Here is a 16,447-nt window from a genome sequence, read left to right on the forward strand (position 1 = left end):
CTGCATCGGTACTTTCAGCTGCGTTTGTTTGAAATGTCATCAACGACAATTCAATGGCAACACCTTTGTAGAGCTGATTTTTTTAATTTACATTAACATTTGAAAGTTTTGTTTGACCTATGAGCGAATAAAAATGCATTTATTATGCATAAACTAGATGCCCTTTGATGGTTGATCCCCCCACTGATGTTTTAAATTTTTGGTATTTAGAATTAAGTTACACATGGAACTTAATTTTTTAGTTACTATTGTATTTACGTAAATTATTTAGTAATAATAGGACCTTATGGCAGGTTGATTGAAATTTAATCTGTTAATTTTGAGTTAAAATTCCCACTTATCATGATAAATAAAAATAATAAATTTGATAAAATAATTCTAGATGCGCTACCTGGGTTATTCAGGTTTTTGCGTGGAATGTCTCTAAATGTAGCTGAGGCAGAAGATGTTGTGCAAGACACCTGTGAAAGGGTTATAAGAGCGCAATCTACTGATAAAATTAGTAATGTCATTAATCTAAAAGCTTATATGTATAAGACAGCTAAAAACATTACTTTGAATGAATTTCGACGAAATAAGAACCAGCAGAAAGCTCTGGAAAATGTAGAGGTTCAAGAAGAACAAAGTGAGGAAAATGATACTGAAAGCAAGATTGAAGCTCGGCAAGATCTTCAGCAAGTGCTTGATGCGATTAATACTCTTCCTCCAAAATGTCGAGAGGCATTCATTTTGCGGCATGTTGAGCAATTATCATATAAAGAAATTGCAGAACGACAACAAGTATCGATAAAAACTGTTGAAAAGCATTTAGCGAAAGGAGTTCGTTATACACACCTATTATTCAAATCTATCAAAAAAGGTAACGACCCCTCAGCGAAGATTAAGAAAACGGCTTCATGACAATATTTGAATGGGTTGTTGACAACATCCCAGACGAAAAACTTGATGAGGCTGCACTATGGATTGCTCGTTTAGACTCTGAAGAAGTAACCAAACAAGATCAAGTCGATTTCGCGATATGGCTACAAAGTGATCCTATTCACGCGAAGGCATACGAAGAACTCACTCCTGTATGGGCTAAATTAAGCACGCTGAGTGAACTCAATGTTCTGTTAGAGCATGAAGATATAGTGCCAATTTCACACGCTCGTACTATGACTATTGAGTCTACAGTAGGTAACAGAGGGAGCGCACCAAGTTGGAGTATAAAAGCAACCCTATGTTTCCTAATACTCGGCTTTTTAGCGCTTGTATTTCTTGAGCCAAAGCCGGATGTTTATTTTACAGTAAAAGGGGAACAAAAATATGTTGTCCTTTCTGATGAATCCACTATTTTTCTAAATACTGATAGCCTCATTGAAGTACATATGACGGATGAACTTCGACAACTTACTTTATTAAAGGGTGAGGCTATTTTTGATATTTCAAATGACTTGCGGCCATTCAATGTCAAAACCAGCTTCGGTAGTATTAACTCAGGGCCTACTTCTTTTTATGTCGCTGATTTACCTTCAATGAAAAAAATCCAAGTTTATTCAGGCCAAATAGAAGTTATACCTCCCGTCGCGAAAGCAATTCTGTCCGAATATGATTATAAAGCCAATCACGTCATTGAGGGGAAAGGGTTTGAGTTAGAGGCGGGCCAGGCTTATCCAGAACAAATTGGTGAGGTCTCAAACACAAAGCCTACTTGGTTAAATGGCATGTTGGTTTGGAAACAAGTGCCTCTACCTGAGGCTGTAGAAGAGTTTGAAAGATATATTGAAGGAAGTTTTCTAATAGCATCAAATAATTTACCCAATATTTATCTGAACGGGTCAGTCGCAATTGGTGATACAAAAACATTCCTCGATATGTTGAGTAGGTTGGATGTTCAAGCAAAAGAATTTCGTCCGGGTAGATATATATTACGTAAGAAAAATTTGAAGAGTAATGGGGGATGATTTACTTGGGAGTGTCTAACTATGTTAGTGCAGCTCTATATTCGATTTACAAAACCAGTTTATTTCTTATAAAAAACTCATTGAGTAAGGTTTTGGAAAATAAACCTTCTAAGGCCAGTAACGCCATAAAACACCTTTTAAGTAGAGAAACATAGAATTATGAATGATAGCACTCAAGCAAAAGCGATAACTCAAGATCGCCCCACCTATCAAAATGTAGGTTTGGTTTTAGGGCCAGCATTGTTTGCTTTAATGATGTTATTTTCTGGTGTTCAAAATATTATGGAGCCTGTCGCTTGGAAAACAGCGGCAATTAGCCTTTGGATGGCGGCATGGTGGGCAACAGAGGCTTTACCTGTTTCCGTCACAGCTTGTCTTCCTATAGTTGTATTTGAACCTCTTGGCATTAAGTCTTTAAGGGAATCTGCGGAGCCCTACGCTAATCCTATTATCTACTTATATTTAGGTGGGTTTTTGTTAGCCATAGCTGTTGAGCGATGGAACTTGCATCGAAGAGTGGCCCTGTTTCTTTTATCCTTGACGGGCACAGATGGTGCAAAGTTAATTGGTGGCTTTATGCTCGCTTGTGCGTTTTTATCTATGTGGATGACGAATACAAGCACAACTTTGATGCTTTTGCCTATCGCGTTATCTGTTGTCGCGACTATATTGGATAATCAGCCAAACCTTACAGAAAAAGAAAAAAGTAATTTTCAAATTGCCATGCTACTTGGCCTTGCATACTCAGCAACTATAGGAGGGCTAGCCACGCTAGTCGGCACCCCCCCTAATGCTTTACTTGTTGGCTTCATGAACGAAAATTATGATTACGAAATAAGTTTCTTAGAGTGGGTAGCAGTTGGTCTTCCGGTATCTATGATATTGCTTCCTATTGCTTGGCTAACCTTAACTAAATTGCTATATCCTGTCCGTATTCCCGAAAACAAAGAAACAGCAAATTATATAGAAAAACTTAGAGCGGATCTTGGCCCAATGTCTGCTGCTGAGAAGCGTGTCGCGATTATATTTTCAGTTGTAGTCGTAGCTTGGATGCTCAGAAAACCAATCGCAATTTTTTGGGATATACCTGGTATATCCGATCCTGGAATTGTCATGGCCGCTGCTATACTTTTGTTTATTATTCCTAGTGGTAACAGGCACCAACCACAATTGATGACTTGGCATGAAGCAGGAAGACTACCTTGGGGAGTGTTGCTGTTGTTTGGTGGAGGGTTATCCCTTGCGGCAGCCGTCGCTGATAGTGGTTTAGCATTGTGGTTGGGACAGAGTCTAGCTCCTTTGGGGACTTTGGGAGTGTCTATGTTAGTCTTAGCATCGGTGCTTTTAGTTGTACTACTTACGGAGTTAACCAGTAATCTAGCAACAACTGCGACCTTGTTACCCATTATGGGAGCAATTGCAGTAGAAGCAGGTATAGACCCGTTAATGCTATGCGTACCTATTGCAATGGCTGCAAGTTGTGCGTTTATGTTGCCGGTAGCAACACCACCTAATGCAATAGTTTTCTCATCAGGTTTTATTAAGATACCTCAAATGGCGAAAGCGGGAATTATTATGAATATTATTGGTGTGTTATTGCTAACTTCATTATCAATCTATTGGGTGCCAATAATTTTGAGCTGAAAAAAAAGCCTAAATCAATTTGTGAATTTAGGCTTTAGTATTGTGGTGAGGTCATTAAAACTTAAATCTTTACAACAAAATAGGATATTACCTGTTTATGTGCTTTGATTATTGTTTGGATTTAACTAGTTTTTGGCGATACAAAAAGTTAGCTGAGCCTGAGTTACCAACAACTATATCTGGAAGTAAATCACCATTAATGTCACCTATTGCTAGCGCGTAAGTTTTGTCATCCTTGCCACCAATCTCTGATAGTAACGTTAGCTTTCCGCTCCCATCGTTTAAGTAAACTTCATTGTAATTTTTGTCATTTGCGATAACGACATCACTGTCGCCATCATTGTCCAAATCATATGTTAGGACGGCATAGCTCCTTCCTTTTTCATAACTGAAAGATTGGTTGATAACAAAATGCCCATCACCTTTATTCAAAATGACAGTGTTTTGTTCACCGATATTTGCTGTCACAATATCCGGTAAACCGTCATTATTCATATCTGCCACAGCTACGCCTCTGGTGTCATCATTGCCTGAGCCAAAATCTATATACTTAGTGAAGTTTAAGTTTCCATCATTAAGCAATATTTTATTCTGGCCGCCGTTGCGATTAGCCTGTACTAGGTCAACAAAACCATCGTTATTCATGTCGAAAACGGCTACTGCCAGCGTTTTATCATTCAGTTTGCCATAGGTGATTTGGTTGCCCTTGCTATCTGTAGAAGACAAGTTTCCTTTGCCATCATTTAAAAATATTAGATTTTGAGTGCCTCTACAGTTTTCTAAGACATCTAGATCATTATCTCCATCAATGTCTGCTACTGTGATACTTCGAGTGTTTGATTGGATGCTGCCAAATGGTTTTATGATGTTAAAATTGCCATGGCCATCGTTAAAGAATATCTGGTTTTCAAGCCTATCATTTGGTTGGATAATATCTAGATCACCATCAGCGTCCATATCAGCTAGAATAGCCCTGTATGATGTGGTATCGATATCTCCTAACTTAATTCGGCTTGTAAAACCTCTATTTTCAGCATTTAGATATACATAATTTGCCTGTGACCAATGACGTCCATTGGATTCAATTAAATCAATATCGCCATCATTATCCATATCCCCTAACGCGACTCCTCCAGTGTAAAAAGGCTCAACGGAAATGGGATATGAAGCTTTGTTTGAATAACTAATTTCATTGCCAATAGCTTGACTGAAAAACGGACAAATGGCTAAGCTGCTGCTTAGATACAACAAACGTATATTAAAAATATTTGAGTACATAAAACTACCTAATTTATTGTTATTGTCTTTAAATGTGTTGGGAAAATCACATCAGTGTTTGGAGCGACTTTAAGTACATTCTCTTTGAAAGGCTTAAGTTTTTTATCCACATTTACCTTTTGGGAAACATCATAGGGCCAGCTAAACGAATCCCAATGTGTTGGGATTACGATTGGTGGTTTTCCAGTTAATTTAATCAAACGTTCATCATAATTGTAAATATTTAATCTTGACCCATTTACACCCGCCAATAGGATATCAGGCTTTAAATCAGCAATTTCACGCTGTAAGAAGTTCATTGAGCCCATAGTTAACACTGTCTTATTCTTGAACCTTGCAAGAAACATAAGTGAGCCACCCTCTACAAACTGTCCTATTGTTAGCGGTGCTTTTAAATTGCTATTGCTATCGTATCGACGAGAATCGTGATAAAGCTTGTTATTTAGAGCAGAGTGAATGGAAGGTAATACCCGTACAGAAAAGTTATCAAATTGGTAATCTTCACCACCTACCACCACATAAAGCTGTTCCTCTGGCACACCATAAGACATTAATATGCTTTTTGTTGTCTCTGTACCTATTACTTTTGCTCCAGTTTTTTTAGCAATATAGGGTACATCACCTAAATGATCATGATGGCTATGATGTACTAATATATAGTCGGCATCTGTGATAAGTTTATCTACTTGTGCCGTATTAGTTGGGCCCACCTCATTCACAGAGTAGACTTTACGGTCATCACCATCAAGTTCTCGTCCTTTCAATTGTAGACGAGATACATAGGGGTCAAGGAGAACGGTTATATCTCCATCCTTTATAATCCATCCTGCACTGCCTAAGTATGTCATCTCTATTGGAGAGTCACCTATAGCGGCTTCTTTTGCGCTAGTCCCTGCTATGTGTAAAAGTGAGAAATAAAGCAGAAAATAACGCAAAAAATGATTTTTTTTCATCATTAATCTCTCACTTCTACAATCATTTCAATTTCAACTGACTGTCCTCGGGGTAACGATGCCATTCCTACTGCTGCACGAGCATGTTTACCTTTTTCACCAAAAACCTCTACGATTAAATCTGAGAAGCCATTAATGACTGCTGGTTGCTGAATAAAGTCTGGCTCGCAGTTAACCATTCCCAATACTTTTACTATGCGTACAACTTTATCTAAATCGCCCAACATTTCTTTTAGCACAGCCATTTGATTAATGGCTGTCTGGCGAGCACCTTCATATGCTTGTTCGATCGACACATCTTTTCCTACCTTTCCCCGTAGTTCTGTACCATCAGGATAGTATGGCCCTTTGCCTGCTAGAAATATTAGATCGCCAGTTCTTACACCATTTACATAGTTGGCTACTGGATTGGGCGCTGGTGGCAGGGTGATTTTAAGCTCTTGCAATCGTGTCTCTGGGCTAGAGTTTTGTTTTGCACTGGCATTGCTGCCCAGTCCTAAAGTAGTAATAAAAATTCCAGATATTAGGAGCTTTAAAAGTTTTGGGTTTTTCATGGACTATTCTCTTGTAGTTTTGTCTATTTTTTCAAATGCATGACTTAAAATTGCAATTGTTGTAGTTCAAGGTATTAGACACTTAAGTGCCAATAATCCCCCATAAGTATTAACACTTAGAGCAAGTGGATGTTTTTTCAGTGATAAAAGCTAAGTAGTGCCTTTGTGGGGATGATGGCAGTGAAAGGTGTAAGTTAATGTGAAATCAACTTACACCTCAGTTGTGTACTAACTAATTCGAAATGGGGTTACGATTAGGGTTAAAATCCGCAGCTTCAAAAAGAGGTTTGCTTTGATAGTAATTCCCATTGGTTATCACTGCAGTTACTGAGCGTAAGTTTTCTATGTTATCAAGTGGGTTTTTATCTAGTATTGCTATATCGGCTTCTTTTCCTACTTCTAAGGTGCCTGTTAACTTATCCATTTCCATTAATTGTGCTGGAACAATAGTTGCGGAGCGAATGGTGTCCAATGGTGTCATTTTAGCTAATTTATGAAATGACTCTAGTTCTAGCCAAAGGCTGAAAACAGGCACAACATTATCTGTGCCAGCAATAATTGGTATACCCGCTCGATGAAAATGTCCAATTACATCCATAGCGGTTTTATAGTTCTTAATCCCTTTTTCAGTGTCTTCGGGAGAAAAACCGGTTCGTAAGCGCTTACCCTCCCATAGTTCGTACGCAATTCGGTAAGCATCAGGTTCTAAGGTTTCGATTTTCTCCCCCCATTCCATTGTTCTAGCGACATCCAAGGCTACCGTTGGCTCAAGGGCGACATTGTGTTCTAGTAAAAATTTTGTAGCACTCGCTAGGTCTTCTTGAGTAAATGCATTGTCTACTAGGTAAAGGCTTTTTAAAGAGGACGGCTCTCTGTCGGGATAAAGAATCTTCAAAAAGATACTATGATGACTTAGGTGGTTCATTCCCATTTCAATGCCGGCGCGAATGCTTGGCATTTTAGTAGGAACATGACCGGTTATACTCATTCCTAACTTTTTAGCCTCATCTATCAATATTTTTGCTATGTCTGGCTCCATTGAACTGTATATTTTTATCTGTTTGTACCCCTTTGAATGGTACATTCGGGCAACGCTACGAGCTTCTTCAGGAGATCTTGCTCTAATCACACCATTGCCTTTTTTACCAGCACCATCGGTCATGCCTGCTAGTAAAATATCCGGCCCTACAAGCCCTCCAGCAACTGCATCTCTAAATGCTGTGGCAAACTCAACTTCATTGCCATTGTCTCGTATGGTTGTTACACCTGCAGCCAAATATGCAGGGGCCCACTGAACCTGATTCGAATGCGCATGCATATCCCAAAGCCCTGGAATGAGCGTTTTCCCATCAAGGTTAATAGTTTTAGCATTTTTAGGAATATTAACTTCGGTTCGTTTGCCAATCTCGACAATGTTTTTGCCTTGATAAATTAACGTCATATCTTTCATGATGTCTTCTTTCAGGCCGGTAATTATATCTGCACCAACTAAGGCGGTTAAAGGTGCTGCCTCTGTTTTAGTATTCTTGGTATATGTAGCTAGTTGCTTGAGTTGTTCCTCTACATTTCCATCAATGAAAACCTGTAATGCATCTTCATACCCCTTGCGTACCATTTCTCTAATTTGAGTGTTGGCTTTAACCAATGCGACTAGATCACCCTTTTGGTTTAACCATACCGTTCTGCCACCCCAGTTTATTCCGGTAGTAACATATCTATCTAGTATTTCTTTTTGGCCGTTAACAATTACTTCATCCTGTTTAGAAAAAGTAATAGATACTTCACCTCTAGGAAATGTTTGGATAGTCTTGGGCTTGCCATTTTGTAAATAATAGTGATACAGCATCATTTCTGCAGCTGCAGAAATGTTACTGTGAACAGGGAAAAAAATGTCTGGCTTTTTTACTGTAACAGAGTCGAAGTTTTTTTCTGTATAGGTAACTGAGTTGGAATCAGTATTCATAATAAACAGTGATTGGTTTTGGTTTCCTCTAACGATTTTACTGGAATAAAACAAAGGTTTAAGTGTATTAGTAAGGTAGAGTTCGGTAACGACCCCAACTTTACGACCTCTTTCATTTTCTCCTTGTAATGAGCTAACTATTATTTTCTCATTATCGGACGCTATCTTGTATGTCTCTTCACCTATAGGAGATTGTCTTCTATATACTTGAAATGAAGATTCCTCGTAAAGATTTTGCCAAGATTTGTCATTAGATTCTTTAGCATAACCTGTTGACCCAATTAATATAAAAGTGAGTGTTATAGCTAATTTAGTCACTAATAGACTTAGTTTATTTCTCAACAAAAATTCCACAAATTGCCTCTTGTTATTGTTAGGTGACATGTTGTCGTTCTGAATATGTTGCCAACAGGCTTCAAGAAAAACGAACAAATATCGAATTAGTAAATTGTTATAAAAAAGACACGTAAAACTAGGTTTTCCCCCATTAAGAAATTAAGAATAATAAAAAGATAGGAATTTAAGAAAATATTTGTTTTGAAGGGGGGATTTTCAGTCACTAAAGTGTCTGATAAGTCGACGGGTAGAAGTCATTAAATGAATTCATAATTTTACAACTCATAGCTGCTAGCTCAGAGGGGCTATCAGTTAACTGGTGGTTTAGTGGTATCTATACTTGATGACCTAACTGAGTTTTAAACTTGATAGATGGAATAAAATTAGAACAATGAATATTGAACGCAGAACTATTTTAAAAATGATATCAATAGGTGCACTTGCTCAAAGCCAAATAAGTCGTGCTTTTGGAAGCAGTAACGGGCTTGTAAGTTCTGCGACTGAGGAATTGGCTTACTCAAAGTTAGATTTATCGAATCAAAAGCATATCGAAGAGTTGTATAAAAAATCGATAGTTATTGATGGTTTAGTCATTCCAAGAGGTTGGAATCAAGATTCTTTCGATGCCTTACCTAAATCGGGTTACACAGGGTTTGCTGCTTCGCTTGTGTCTTACAACCTAAAACTTGCTTTAAATTCTATAGCAGAGTGGCATCAAAGAATTGAAGACAATCCAGATAAATTACTTTTTGCAACAACTGCAGCAGACTTCATTAGAGCGAAAAAAGAAAACAAAACCGCAGTTTTATTTGGTTTTCAAAATTCAACAATGATTGAAAGGTCAATTGATAACATAGACCTCCTTTATGAAAAAGGCACTAGATGGATTCAGTTAACTTACAATCAGCGCAACTTATTAGGAGATGGCTCAACAGAAAGAACTAATTCTGGTCTATCCGATTTTGGAGTGGAAGCTGTAGAGAGAATGAATGATTTGGGTATTATTGTTGATTTATCACATTGCGGGCCAAAAACTACTGATGACGGGATTCATTTTAGTAAAGCTCCGGCATCTTGCAATCACACAATGTGCGAAGCGCTTCATAGAAACCACCCAAGAGCAAAAACAGATAAACAGATTAAGGCATTGGCGGATAAAGGCGGGGTGATTGGAATTATTTCTTTAGGTTATATGCTTGGGCCAAAAGTAAGAAAAGAGACCACACTAGAAACTTATATAGATCATATTGATCATGCAGTTAAGATAGGAGGAATTGACCACGTTGCTGTTGCCTCTGATTTTGCTGTGCAAGGGCTGGAAGCTTCGGGCGCCACCAAAGAGAATTGGTATACCCCTAGGCTTACACGTTTTAAACCTTCTTACAAAGTTCAGTGGCCAGCATGGATCCCAGAATTAGACGCACCAGAAAGGTTCCTAAATGTTGCCAAAGCCCTCGATAGACGAGGATATAGCACTGGAGATATTGAGAAAATATTAGGTCTAAACTGGATACGTTATTATGACGAAGTTTTAAAGTAGTTCGAAAATAAGCTGTCGTTCTTATATGAAAAGAAAGGTAGTGGCAGAGTCACTTAAAGTGAAGGGGGCTTTTGCCACTGCAGTTTAATGTTCATCTGCCCCTAATTGTTATTTCATGGACTTCGTTAGCGATTATTTTATTGTTCAGAAGGAATGCTGATATCAGCACAAATATCAGGTAGGTTTTCTTCAGTTAAGCCAGGCATTAAATGTTTTAACTTAGGTAAGGCCATAGCCGCTCTTGTTTCTTTATTGCCGAATATTACCTTTCTTATCCAATCCCTGAAAAAAGATAGTCGAGAATAGTATTCATGATTACCATATTTGCCAATGATGCTACCTATTTCTCCTCGAGAACTTACACCTAATACGATATAGTCCTGCCCGTTTTTTATAAAAGCAGGGCCACCGCTGTCGCCACCTCCGCCAATGCCTTCCAGTGGCAAAGCTTTCTCTCCTTGATGGAAAATGAATTCAAGTAGTGGCCCGTTAGCACCTTCAACAGTATTATTTGCTTTGCGCAAAACACCTTTATTTTCATAATTGTCAACGGTCTGACCTTCAGTGCCTATACCTGTACCTCCAGCGCCAATGAAGGTGACAACCTTTCCTACTTCTTCATTACCCACATACATTTTGGCTGGCTGCACATGTGTAATGGGTGACTCTAGTTCTAGCAGGCCGATATCATGGCTTACACCTGGTGTGTGACCGGGGTGTACAAACCTTTGTTTAACGATGGCTTTCTTGTCTCCGACTAAAATAGTACTTCCCGGATTTGTGCAAAAAGTAGTGTGTGCAGCTGTAATAATCCAAGTCGGCTCAACTAGTACACCGTGCGCTCCATCAATATAAAACTGTGCCAATGCTGGAAAGTCTTGCCAAGAAGCTGCGTATTTATTTTTAGGAACATCGTGACGTAAGACAATCGCGGACGTAGACATACTAAACAAAGTTAAGAAGTACACTGCTAGAGGTAGTTTTTTCATATTCACCGCTTCGTATATAAATTTAGTATGGTGAGCTTAGTATTATAGAATGTCGATTACAAGTGTAATCTTTGTGGCTATTTTAAGAGTTAAATAGCTCTGCATGAGAATATTCATGTTAATTACTAGTCACAAAGTCATGACCTTGACTAACCTGCGACTATACATTCCACATTGAATAAATGGTTTGTCGAATCCCTGAATAGGGACATTCGAGCATTGCGATTGTCTGTAGTTAAGAGCAGCTTATTACCCTTTGGTAGTAAAGTTAATTATTTGATGGATTAGGAGTGTGTCTGGAACATAGCTTTATTTTGAAATGTGATTTTGCATTTCACCTTGGGATTATCCAGTGGATATTCAAATTTATTCCCTATTAATTTTTGCTTACTAACCTTGGCTGTTGAAGAAAAGTCAGTTGGACGAAATGAAGGCGGTGCGCAACGCGAATGCTTAGTCGCACTGCGATGCTTTTCTTATTGTTTTGAGCATTTCGTCATGAAATGACATTAATTAGGCTAAAAGCTAAATAAACCTTGTACAAAAAGCCCAGTTTATATACAATCCGCGCCGCTTAAAACAGTCACTAACTTTTAGTTCCTTGTCTCTATATAGCTTGGCTGTGCTATTGAGACTACAACCGTGAGGAGCAATATGATGCGTCATTACGAAATCGTATTCATGGTTCACCCTGACCAGAGTGAACAAGTTCCAGGTATGATCGAGCGTTATACCGGAATTCTTACCCAAGAGGGTGGTCAAATTCACCGTTTAGAAGATTGGGGCCGTCGCCAGTTGGCTTACCCTATCGATAAACTTCACAAAGCACACTATGTTTTGATCAATGCTGAAGCAACTGCAGAAGCTGTTGAAGAACTAGAGACTGCTTTCCGCTTTAATGATGTTGTTTTACGTAATCTTGTTATGCGTACTAAAGCTGCTGTTACAGAGCAATCGCCAATGGCTAAAGAAGAACGTCGTGAAAAGCGTGAAGAAAAATCATATGACAAACCTGCTGCCGCTGCTCCTGAAGCACCAGCTGCCGAAGAAAAAGGGGAAGCATAATGGCTCGTTTTTTTAGACGTCGTAAGTTCTGTCGTTTTTCAGCGGAAGGTGCTGCTGAGATCGATTATAAAGACATCGCTATGTTAAAAAATTACATCACTGAAAGTGGTAAAATTGTACCTAGCCGTATCACTGGAACTAGCGCTAAATATCAGCGTCAGTTGTCAACTGCTATCAAGCGTGCGCGCTTCTTGGCGTTGCTTCCATATACTGATTCTCACAAGTAATCGTAGGTAGCAGAGATGGATATTATACTATTAGACAAGATCGCTAACCTAGGCGGCTTGGGTGACAAAGTCACTGTAAAATCAGGTTACGCGCGTAACTTCTTGTTCCCACAAGGTAAAGCAGTTCCCGCTACTAAAGTAAACGTTGAAAAATTTGAACAGCGTCGTGCTGAGTTGGAAGCGAAAATCGCTGAACAACATGCTGCAGCACAAGCTCGTGCAGATAAAATCGCTGAATTGGGTGAAGTAACTATTGCTTCTCCAGCTGGTGATGAAGGTAAATTGTTTGGTTCTGTCGGTACTCGCGACATCGCTGATGCAATTACTGCTGCTGGTGTTGAAGTAACTAAATCTGAAGTTAAATTACCTGTTGGTACTTTACGTGAAACTGGCGAATTCGAAATCGATTTGCAAATTCACTCAGACGTTACTGCCACTATCAAGTTGGTTATCATTCAAGAAGCTTAATTGCTACTTGTTGTAACGCTTATAAAAACACCGCTAATTTAGCGGTGTTTTTTTATGTATCATATTTAGGATTTGCTTGCTTTTCTTTGCAAGGTTTCTTGCCATTCAGGGTCTAACCCTTCTGCTTTACTGGCATTTTGTAAAACGTCTTTAGGAGTGGTTTTACCTTGGGCGAGTTTTAAAAATTCTGCAATGGTCAAGGTGGGGTTTGGCCGAGAAACTAAAGTCACTTGATCGTCTACTGCAAAGCTGCCTTCTGTTAGTATGCGGTAATACCAACCATGAATTCCGTGTTTTGCGATAAACTTATCTAGGCCTGGTGTACTAAATTTTTCAGAGATTTTAAAACAGGGCATTCTTGGTCCTGATACCTGAACGACTACCTTACCGATCTCATAGGTATCTCCAATACAAACATTTGTTTCGTTCATAGTGCCAACGCTTATATTCTCACCCATAGAGCCTACTTTGGCCTTTCTGTATAGCAAAGGATAAGCTTTTATGATTTTTTCATAACTGCTCAGAGAATATTGATGGAGGGCTCTCTCTGGCCCACCGTGATATCGTTTGTCTACTTGAATATCACCGACTATACCTAGCTTGTCGACTGTTGCTGTATTGGTGGGGTATTTGTAGATACCTGTTAATTCGCTTTTAGGGCCGATTCTTTTAAGCTGAGCTTTGTATAAACCAATAACCTTCATTATTATCCTTTTTCAATCATTAAAGTTTACGTTTTGTAAGAGGGCTTATTTAGCCTCTAGATAGGCTTCTTTAAGCCAGTTTAATAATTCACTATCTACTTGTTCTGGTTGGGTTATTTGAACCCTATGTGTACACATTGTGCCAAATGGCCCGGACGTTTCTAATCTTTGAGTGTTGCCTTTGTCATTAAATTTCAAACCTAGATCAATCCGAGTTTTGGTACTGGGTTTAATTAAAGCAAATTGGCGTTTTACTTTGTAGCTAACCGCAGATTTTTTTGGGGCGACTATAACGTCAGCGCCAAGTGACTTTATGTGTTGGTCGAGCTCGTTGAAAATATCTTTTAGGTTTTCTTTCTTTAAGTATTGGTTTGCAATTAGGTCATCATTACTAAAGGATGCTGCATCGGTTTCACGAAACTTTAAGGTGATGAAATTTGCAAATCCATGGGTAATATTATGCTCTTTCTTCAAAAAGGTCATGATTTCTCCATGTTTGCTAAAAGAGCGGGTGGCTAATAGCTGCTTCCATTGCTCTAATGTTTTGCCTGTTTTTTCTAATAAGTTTTGTTCCATGATCCCACCTATTTTTGAGCTAAGTGACTAAAGGTTAAAAGTGCCTTTTGGCTAGCCGTATTTCATAGGATATTAGTGTATGCTTTTTTATTGAGCCTTTTAAACCTTTACCTTCTACTTTGCGACTAAAGATGCAACTAGACAAGAGAATTACCTGATTTTGACTACCCAAGGAAATGTTGTTGCTGCCCAGCATAAGTTTGCCACAAAAAGTGAGCAAGACTTAATTGTGTCTGTGCAAAACGGCGACAAACAAGCATATAACATATTGTACTCCCAATATATTGGGCAAGTGTATGGGTTGTGTTATCGATTGACGGGAGAAAAAACCTTAGCCGAAGATGCTACTCAAGAGGTGTTTATTCAGGTCTGGCGAAAGATAAATAATTATAAAGGCGAAAGTAAGTTTTCGACTTGGCTACATACAGTTACGTCTAATGTCACTATTTCTTATATCCGTAAACAAAAAGGCTGGCTTCAGAAAATGTTTAACATTGAAGATTCTGTCGCTATGTACGAGGAAACCGAGTCGTCAAGCGATACTGTTGATTTAGAAAGCTATGTGGTTAGGCTTCCCGAGCGAGCAAGAATTGTCTTTGTGCTACATGCCATTGAAGGGTATCGCCACGAAGAGATTGCCACTATGACGGGCATGGCAGTAGGCTCCAGTAAATCTCAGTTTCATAGGGCCAAGCAGTTGTTACAGGAGTGGATGAGTCATGAATAATGCCGAATTTGAAAAGAAGTTAGTTGAGCAAATTAAAGGTATTAACAAAGAAAAACAGCCTGAAAGAGAGCTGTGGACAGGTATTGAACTGGCTATTTCTAGAGATGATTTATCACAAGAAAAGCAATCAGCTAATGATGGGCGTAAGACGTTTTTGGCGGTGGCTGCAGTTGCGCTGGTTAGCTTATTAGGATGGTTTTCTATGAGTCCGCAATTGGTGTTGTTAACAGGAGATGATTTAGTTGCTTCATTGAGCCAGCAACATGAGCTGCAAAAAAACGAACTACTAGTCAAACTGCAAAATCAGACTGCGTTAACCGAAAATTGGCAGGATCAACTTGCTGAACTAGATGATGCCGCTGACGCCATTAAAAAGGCGTTACAGAATGATCCAAATAATATGGCGCTGTTAAAAATGCTGCAAAGCGTGCACCAACAACAGATAAGTCTAATTGAGCGAGTACACTCACCAAAGTGGTCGCATATTTAAACTGTGAAGTTTAAGGAGAGTTAAATGAAAAAGTTAATTATGGGCGTATTGTTATCTTGTGTAGCTGTAACCGCTTGGGCTGGTGAGCAGATTGATCGCATTGCCGATGTTGACCAAGATGCATTTATTAAAATTGAACATGTTAACGGTAAAGCCAATATTAAAGGTTGGGACAAAAACCAGGTTAGGGTAGTGGGGACCTTAGGTGATAACACTGAAGAGTTTATTTTTAAACATGATAATGATGAAGTCATGATTGAAGTTAAAGTAAAGAAACATCGAAAGTGGGATAGTTGGGGGGATGATGAAGGAGATATATTAGATATCTATGTACCGCGGCTAAGTAAGGTTTATTACAGCGCTATTAATGCCGATGTGGATATTGAAGGTGTCCAAGGAGGAGCGAGTATCGATACTGTAAATGGCAGTATTAACAGTAGAGCCTTGGCTGGACGCATTCATCTGGAGTCAGTCAATGGAGATATCTCAGCCAAAGAGCTTATAGGTGATGTAAAAATAGAAACGGTTAATGGTGATATCAACTCAGTAAGCTCGGGGGGGAATGGCGATAGTTATGACTCTGTGAATGGCGATATTAAAGTGGTTAGCAAAAGCCAAGAAATTAATGTGGGTACGGTTAATGGCGATATTGAACTAGAGCTTGGTGACGTTTCGCAGTTAAGTGTGAGTACAGTAAATGGCGATATTGAAGCTAACCTTAGTCTCTTAAAAAGTGGTGATATTGAAGCTTATTCTGTAGATGGTGGAATTAACTTGTATTTTCAAAAGCAGGTTTCAGCAAGGTTCGATATTCAAGCTCACGCGGGCGGTTCTATCAAGAATTTGTTATCTGATGATAAAATGCAAAAAGCTAAGTATGGGCCCAGTCGCTGGTTAGAGTTTTCACTAAATGGTGGTCATGCTGAAGTAGATGTATCTACAGTGAGTGGCAAAGTAAAGTTAAGTACTAAATAGCTTTATCGATATTCA

General features: G+C 38.9%; 17 protein-coding genes. 10 read left to right on the forward strand and 7 right to left on the reverse strand.

Annotated features, from left to right (window positions below):
- Window positions 1-342 precede the first annotated feature (342 nt).
- The 3 genes from ACMUMK_RS02200 to ACMUMK_RS02210 all read left to right on the forward strand — a co-directional run bounded on the left by ACMUMK_RS02200 (window position 343) and on the right by ACMUMK_RS02210 (window position 3,587).
- Window positions 343-900, forward strand: coding sequence for an RNA polymerase sigma factor (locus ACMUMK_RS02200; protein WP_414699492.1), 558 nt, complete (start codon window positions 343-345; stop codon window positions 898-900).
- Window positions 897-1,943: a FecR family protein gene (locus ACMUMK_RS02205; protein ID WP_414699493.1), complete on the forward strand. Its 1,047-nt coding sequence runs from the start codon at window positions 897-899 to the stop codon at window positions 1,941-1,943. The genes ACMUMK_RS02200 and ACMUMK_RS02205 overlap by 4 nt, the downstream gene beginning before the upstream one ends.
- A 159-nt stretch (window positions 1,944-2,102) precedes the next feature.
- Window positions 2,103-3,587 carry an SLC13 family permease gene (locus tag ACMUMK_RS02210; protein WP_414699494.1) on the forward strand — a complete coding sequence of 495 codons (1,485 nt, stop codon included), beginning with the start codon at window positions 2,103-2,105 and terminating at the stop codon, window positions 3,585-3,587.
- A 108-nt stretch (window positions 3,588-3,695) separates the two neighbouring features.
- On the opposite strand, the gene ACMUMK_RS02215 is transcribed toward ACMUMK_RS02210, so the two are convergent.
- The 4 genes from ACMUMK_RS02215 to ACMUMK_RS02230 all read right to left on the reverse strand — a co-directional run bounded on the left by ACMUMK_RS02215 (window position 3,696) and on the right by ACMUMK_RS02230 (window position 8,677).
- The gene (locus ACMUMK_RS02215) at window positions 3,696-4,865 is read right to left on the reverse strand and encodes an FG-GAP repeat domain-containing protein (protein ID WP_414699495.1); all 1,170 of its coding nucleotides are present in this window, start codon (window positions 4,863-4,865) and stop codon (window positions 3,696-3,698) included.
- Window positions 4,866-4,873: 8 nt separating this feature from the next.
- A complete protein-coding gene (locus tag ACMUMK_RS02220) occupies window positions 4,874-5,821 on the reverse strand; it encodes an MBL fold metallo-hydrolase (protein WP_414699496.1) in 948 nt (315 codons plus the stop codon).
- Window positions 5,821-6,372 (reverse strand): RidA family protein, encoded by a 552-nt coding sequence (locus ACMUMK_RS02225; protein ID WP_414699497.1) that lies wholly within the window; start codon window positions 6,370-6,372, stop codon window positions 5,821-5,823. Before ACMUMK_RS02225 ends, ACMUMK_RS02220 begins: the two co-directional genes overlap by 1 nt.
- A gap of 232 nt (window positions 6,373-6,604) precedes the next feature.
- Window positions 6,605-8,677: an amidohydrolase family protein gene (locus ACMUMK_RS02230; protein WP_414699498.1), complete on the reverse strand. Its 2,073-nt coding sequence runs from the start codon at window positions 8,675-8,677 to the stop codon at window positions 6,605-6,607.
- A 385-nt stretch (window positions 8,678-9,062) separates the two neighbouring features.
- Here ACMUMK_RS02230 and ACMUMK_RS02235 point away from each other — a divergent pair, with 385 nt between their 5' ends.
- A complete protein-coding gene (locus ACMUMK_RS02235) occupies window positions 9,063-10,211 on the forward strand; it encodes a dipeptidase (RefSeq protein WP_414699499.1) in 1,149 nt (382 codons plus the stop codon).
- 137 nt (window positions 10,212-10,348) lie between these two features.
- On the opposite strand, the gene ACMUMK_RS02240 is transcribed toward ACMUMK_RS02235, so the two are convergent.
- Window positions 10,349-11,200: a trypsin-like serine protease gene (locus ACMUMK_RS02240; RefSeq protein WP_414699500.1), complete on the reverse strand. Its 852-nt coding sequence runs from the start codon at window positions 11,198-11,200 to the stop codon at window positions 10,349-10,351.
- A gap of 657 nt (window positions 11,201-11,857) precedes the next feature.
- Here ACMUMK_RS02240 and rpsF point away from each other — a divergent pair.
- From rpsF to rplI, 3 genes are read left to right on the forward strand one after another with little or no spacing between them, the layout of a single operon-like run.
- Entirely contained in the window at window positions 11,858-12,265 is a 408-nt protein-coding gene (gene rpsF / locus ACMUMK_RS02245) for a 30S ribosomal protein S6 (protein ID WP_414700313.1), read from the forward strand.
- On the forward strand, window positions 12,265-12,492 hold the full coding sequence (rpsR, locus tag ACMUMK_RS02250) for a 30S ribosomal protein S18 (protein WP_133471395.1): 228 nt from the start codon (window positions 12,265-12,267) through the stop codon (window positions 12,490-12,492). Before rpsF ends, rpsR begins: the two co-directional genes overlap by 1 nt.
- 15 nt (window positions 12,493-12,507) lie before the next feature.
- Window positions 12,508-12,960 (forward strand): 50S ribosomal protein L9, encoded by a 453-nt coding sequence (gene rplI, locus ACMUMK_RS02255; protein ID WP_414699501.1) that lies wholly within the window; start codon window positions 12,508-12,510, stop codon window positions 12,958-12,960.
- 65 nt (window positions 12,961-13,025) lie between these two features.
- Here rplI and ACMUMK_RS02260 read toward each other — a convergent pair whose 3' ends face one another.
- Together ACMUMK_RS02260 and ACMUMK_RS02265 are read right to left on the reverse strand one after the other, a co-directional pair.
- The gene (locus ACMUMK_RS02260) at window positions 13,026-13,664 is read right to left on the reverse strand and encodes an MOSC domain-containing protein (protein ID WP_414699502.1); all 639 of its coding nucleotides are present in this window, start codon (window positions 13,662-13,664) and stop codon (window positions 13,026-13,028) included.
- 45 nt (window positions 13,665-13,709) lie between these two features.
- The gene (locus tag ACMUMK_RS02265; RefSeq protein WP_414699503.1) at window positions 13,710-14,240 is read right to left on the reverse strand and encodes a DUF5655 domain-containing protein; all 531 of its coding nucleotides are present in this window, start codon (window positions 14,238-14,240) and stop codon (window positions 13,710-13,712) included.
- A gap of 160 nt (window positions 14,241-14,400) precedes the next feature.
- Here ACMUMK_RS02265 and ACMUMK_RS02270 point away from each other — a divergent pair, with 160 nt between their 5' ends.
- Genes ACMUMK_RS02270 through ACMUMK_RS02280 form a run of 3 tightly spaced genes read left to right on the forward strand, consistent with a single transcriptional unit; the run spans window position 14,401 to window position 16,432 of the window.
- A complete protein-coding gene (locus ACMUMK_RS02270; protein WP_414699504.1) occupies window positions 14,401-14,967 on the forward strand; it encodes an RNA polymerase sigma factor in 567 nt (188 codons plus the stop codon).
- Entirely contained in the window at window positions 14,960-15,457 is a 498-nt protein-coding gene (locus ACMUMK_RS02275) for a hypothetical protein (RefSeq protein WP_414699505.1), read from the forward strand. Before ACMUMK_RS02270 ends, ACMUMK_RS02275 begins: the two co-directional genes overlap by 8 nt.
- Before the next feature lie 24 nt (window positions 15,458-15,481).
- Window positions 15,482-16,432 carry a DUF4097 family beta strand repeat-containing protein gene (locus ACMUMK_RS02280; protein WP_414699506.1) on the forward strand — a complete coding sequence of 317 codons (951 nt, stop codon included), beginning with the start codon at window positions 15,482-15,484 and terminating at the stop codon, window positions 16,430-16,432.
- Window positions 16,433-16,447: the final 15 nt, after the last annotated feature.

Source organism: Paraglaciecola sp. 2405UD69-4 (genome assembly GCF_047525415.1).
Classification (GTDB): domain Bacteria; phylum Pseudomonadota; class Gammaproteobacteria; order Enterobacterales; family Alteromonadaceae; genus Paraglaciecola.

Coding starts and splice junctions, on each gene's coding strand:
- ACMUMK_RS02220 (WP_414699496.1), bottom strand. CDS start 5,821: ATGATGAAAAAAAATCATTTTTTGCGTTATTTTCTGCTTTATTTCTCA.
- rpsR (WP_133471395.1), top strand. CDS start 12,265: ATGGCTCGTTTTTTTAGACGTCGTAAGTTCTGTCGTTTTTCAGCGGAA.
- ACMUMK_RS02215 (WP_414699495.1), bottom strand. CDS start 4,865: ATGTACTCAAATATTTTTAATATACGTTTGTTGTATCTAAGCAGCAGC.
- ACMUMK_RS02265 (WP_414699503.1), bottom strand. CDS start 14,240: ATGGAACAAAACTTATTAGAAAAAACAGGCAAAACATTAGAGCAATGG.
- ACMUMK_RS02240 (WP_414699500.1), bottom strand. CDS start 11,200: ATGAAAAAACTACCTCTAGCAGTGTACTTCTTAACTTTGTTTAGTATG.
- ACMUMK_RS02235 (WP_414699499.1), top strand. CDS start 9,063: ATGAATATTGAACGCAGAACTATTTTAAAAATGATATCAATAGGTGCA.
- ACMUMK_RS02225 (WP_414699497.1), bottom strand. CDS start 6,372: ATGAAAAACCCAAAACTTTTAAAGCTCCTAATATCTGGAATTTTTATT.
- ACMUMK_RS02275 (WP_414699505.1), top strand. CDS start 14,960: ATGAATAATGCCGAATTTGAAAAGAAGTTAGTTGAGCAAATTAAAGGT.
- ACMUMK_RS02205 (WP_414699493.1), top strand. CDS start 897: ATGACAATATTTGAATGGGTTGTTGACAACATCCCAGACGAAAAACTT.
- ACMUMK_RS02260 (WP_414699502.1), bottom strand. CDS start 13,664: ATGAAGGTTATTGGTTTATACAAAGCTCAGCTTAAAAGAATCGGCCCT.
- ACMUMK_RS02210 (WP_414699494.1), top strand. CDS start 2,103: ATGAATGATAGCACTCAAGCAAAAGCGATAACTCAAGATCGCCCCACC.
- ACMUMK_RS02200 (WP_414699492.1), top strand. CDS start 343: ATGATAAATAAAAATAATAAATTTGATAAAATAATTCTAGATGCGCTA.
- rplI (WP_414699501.1), top strand. CDS start 12,508: ATGGATATTATACTATTAGACAAGATCGCTAACCTAGGCGGCTTGGGT.
- rpsF (WP_414700313.1), top strand. CDS start 11,858: ATGCGTCATTACGAAATCGTATTCATGGTTCACCCTGACCAGAGTGAA.
- ACMUMK_RS02280 (WP_414699506.1), top strand. CDS start 15,482: ATGAAAAAGTTAATTATGGGCGTATTGTTATCTTGTGTAGCTGTAACC.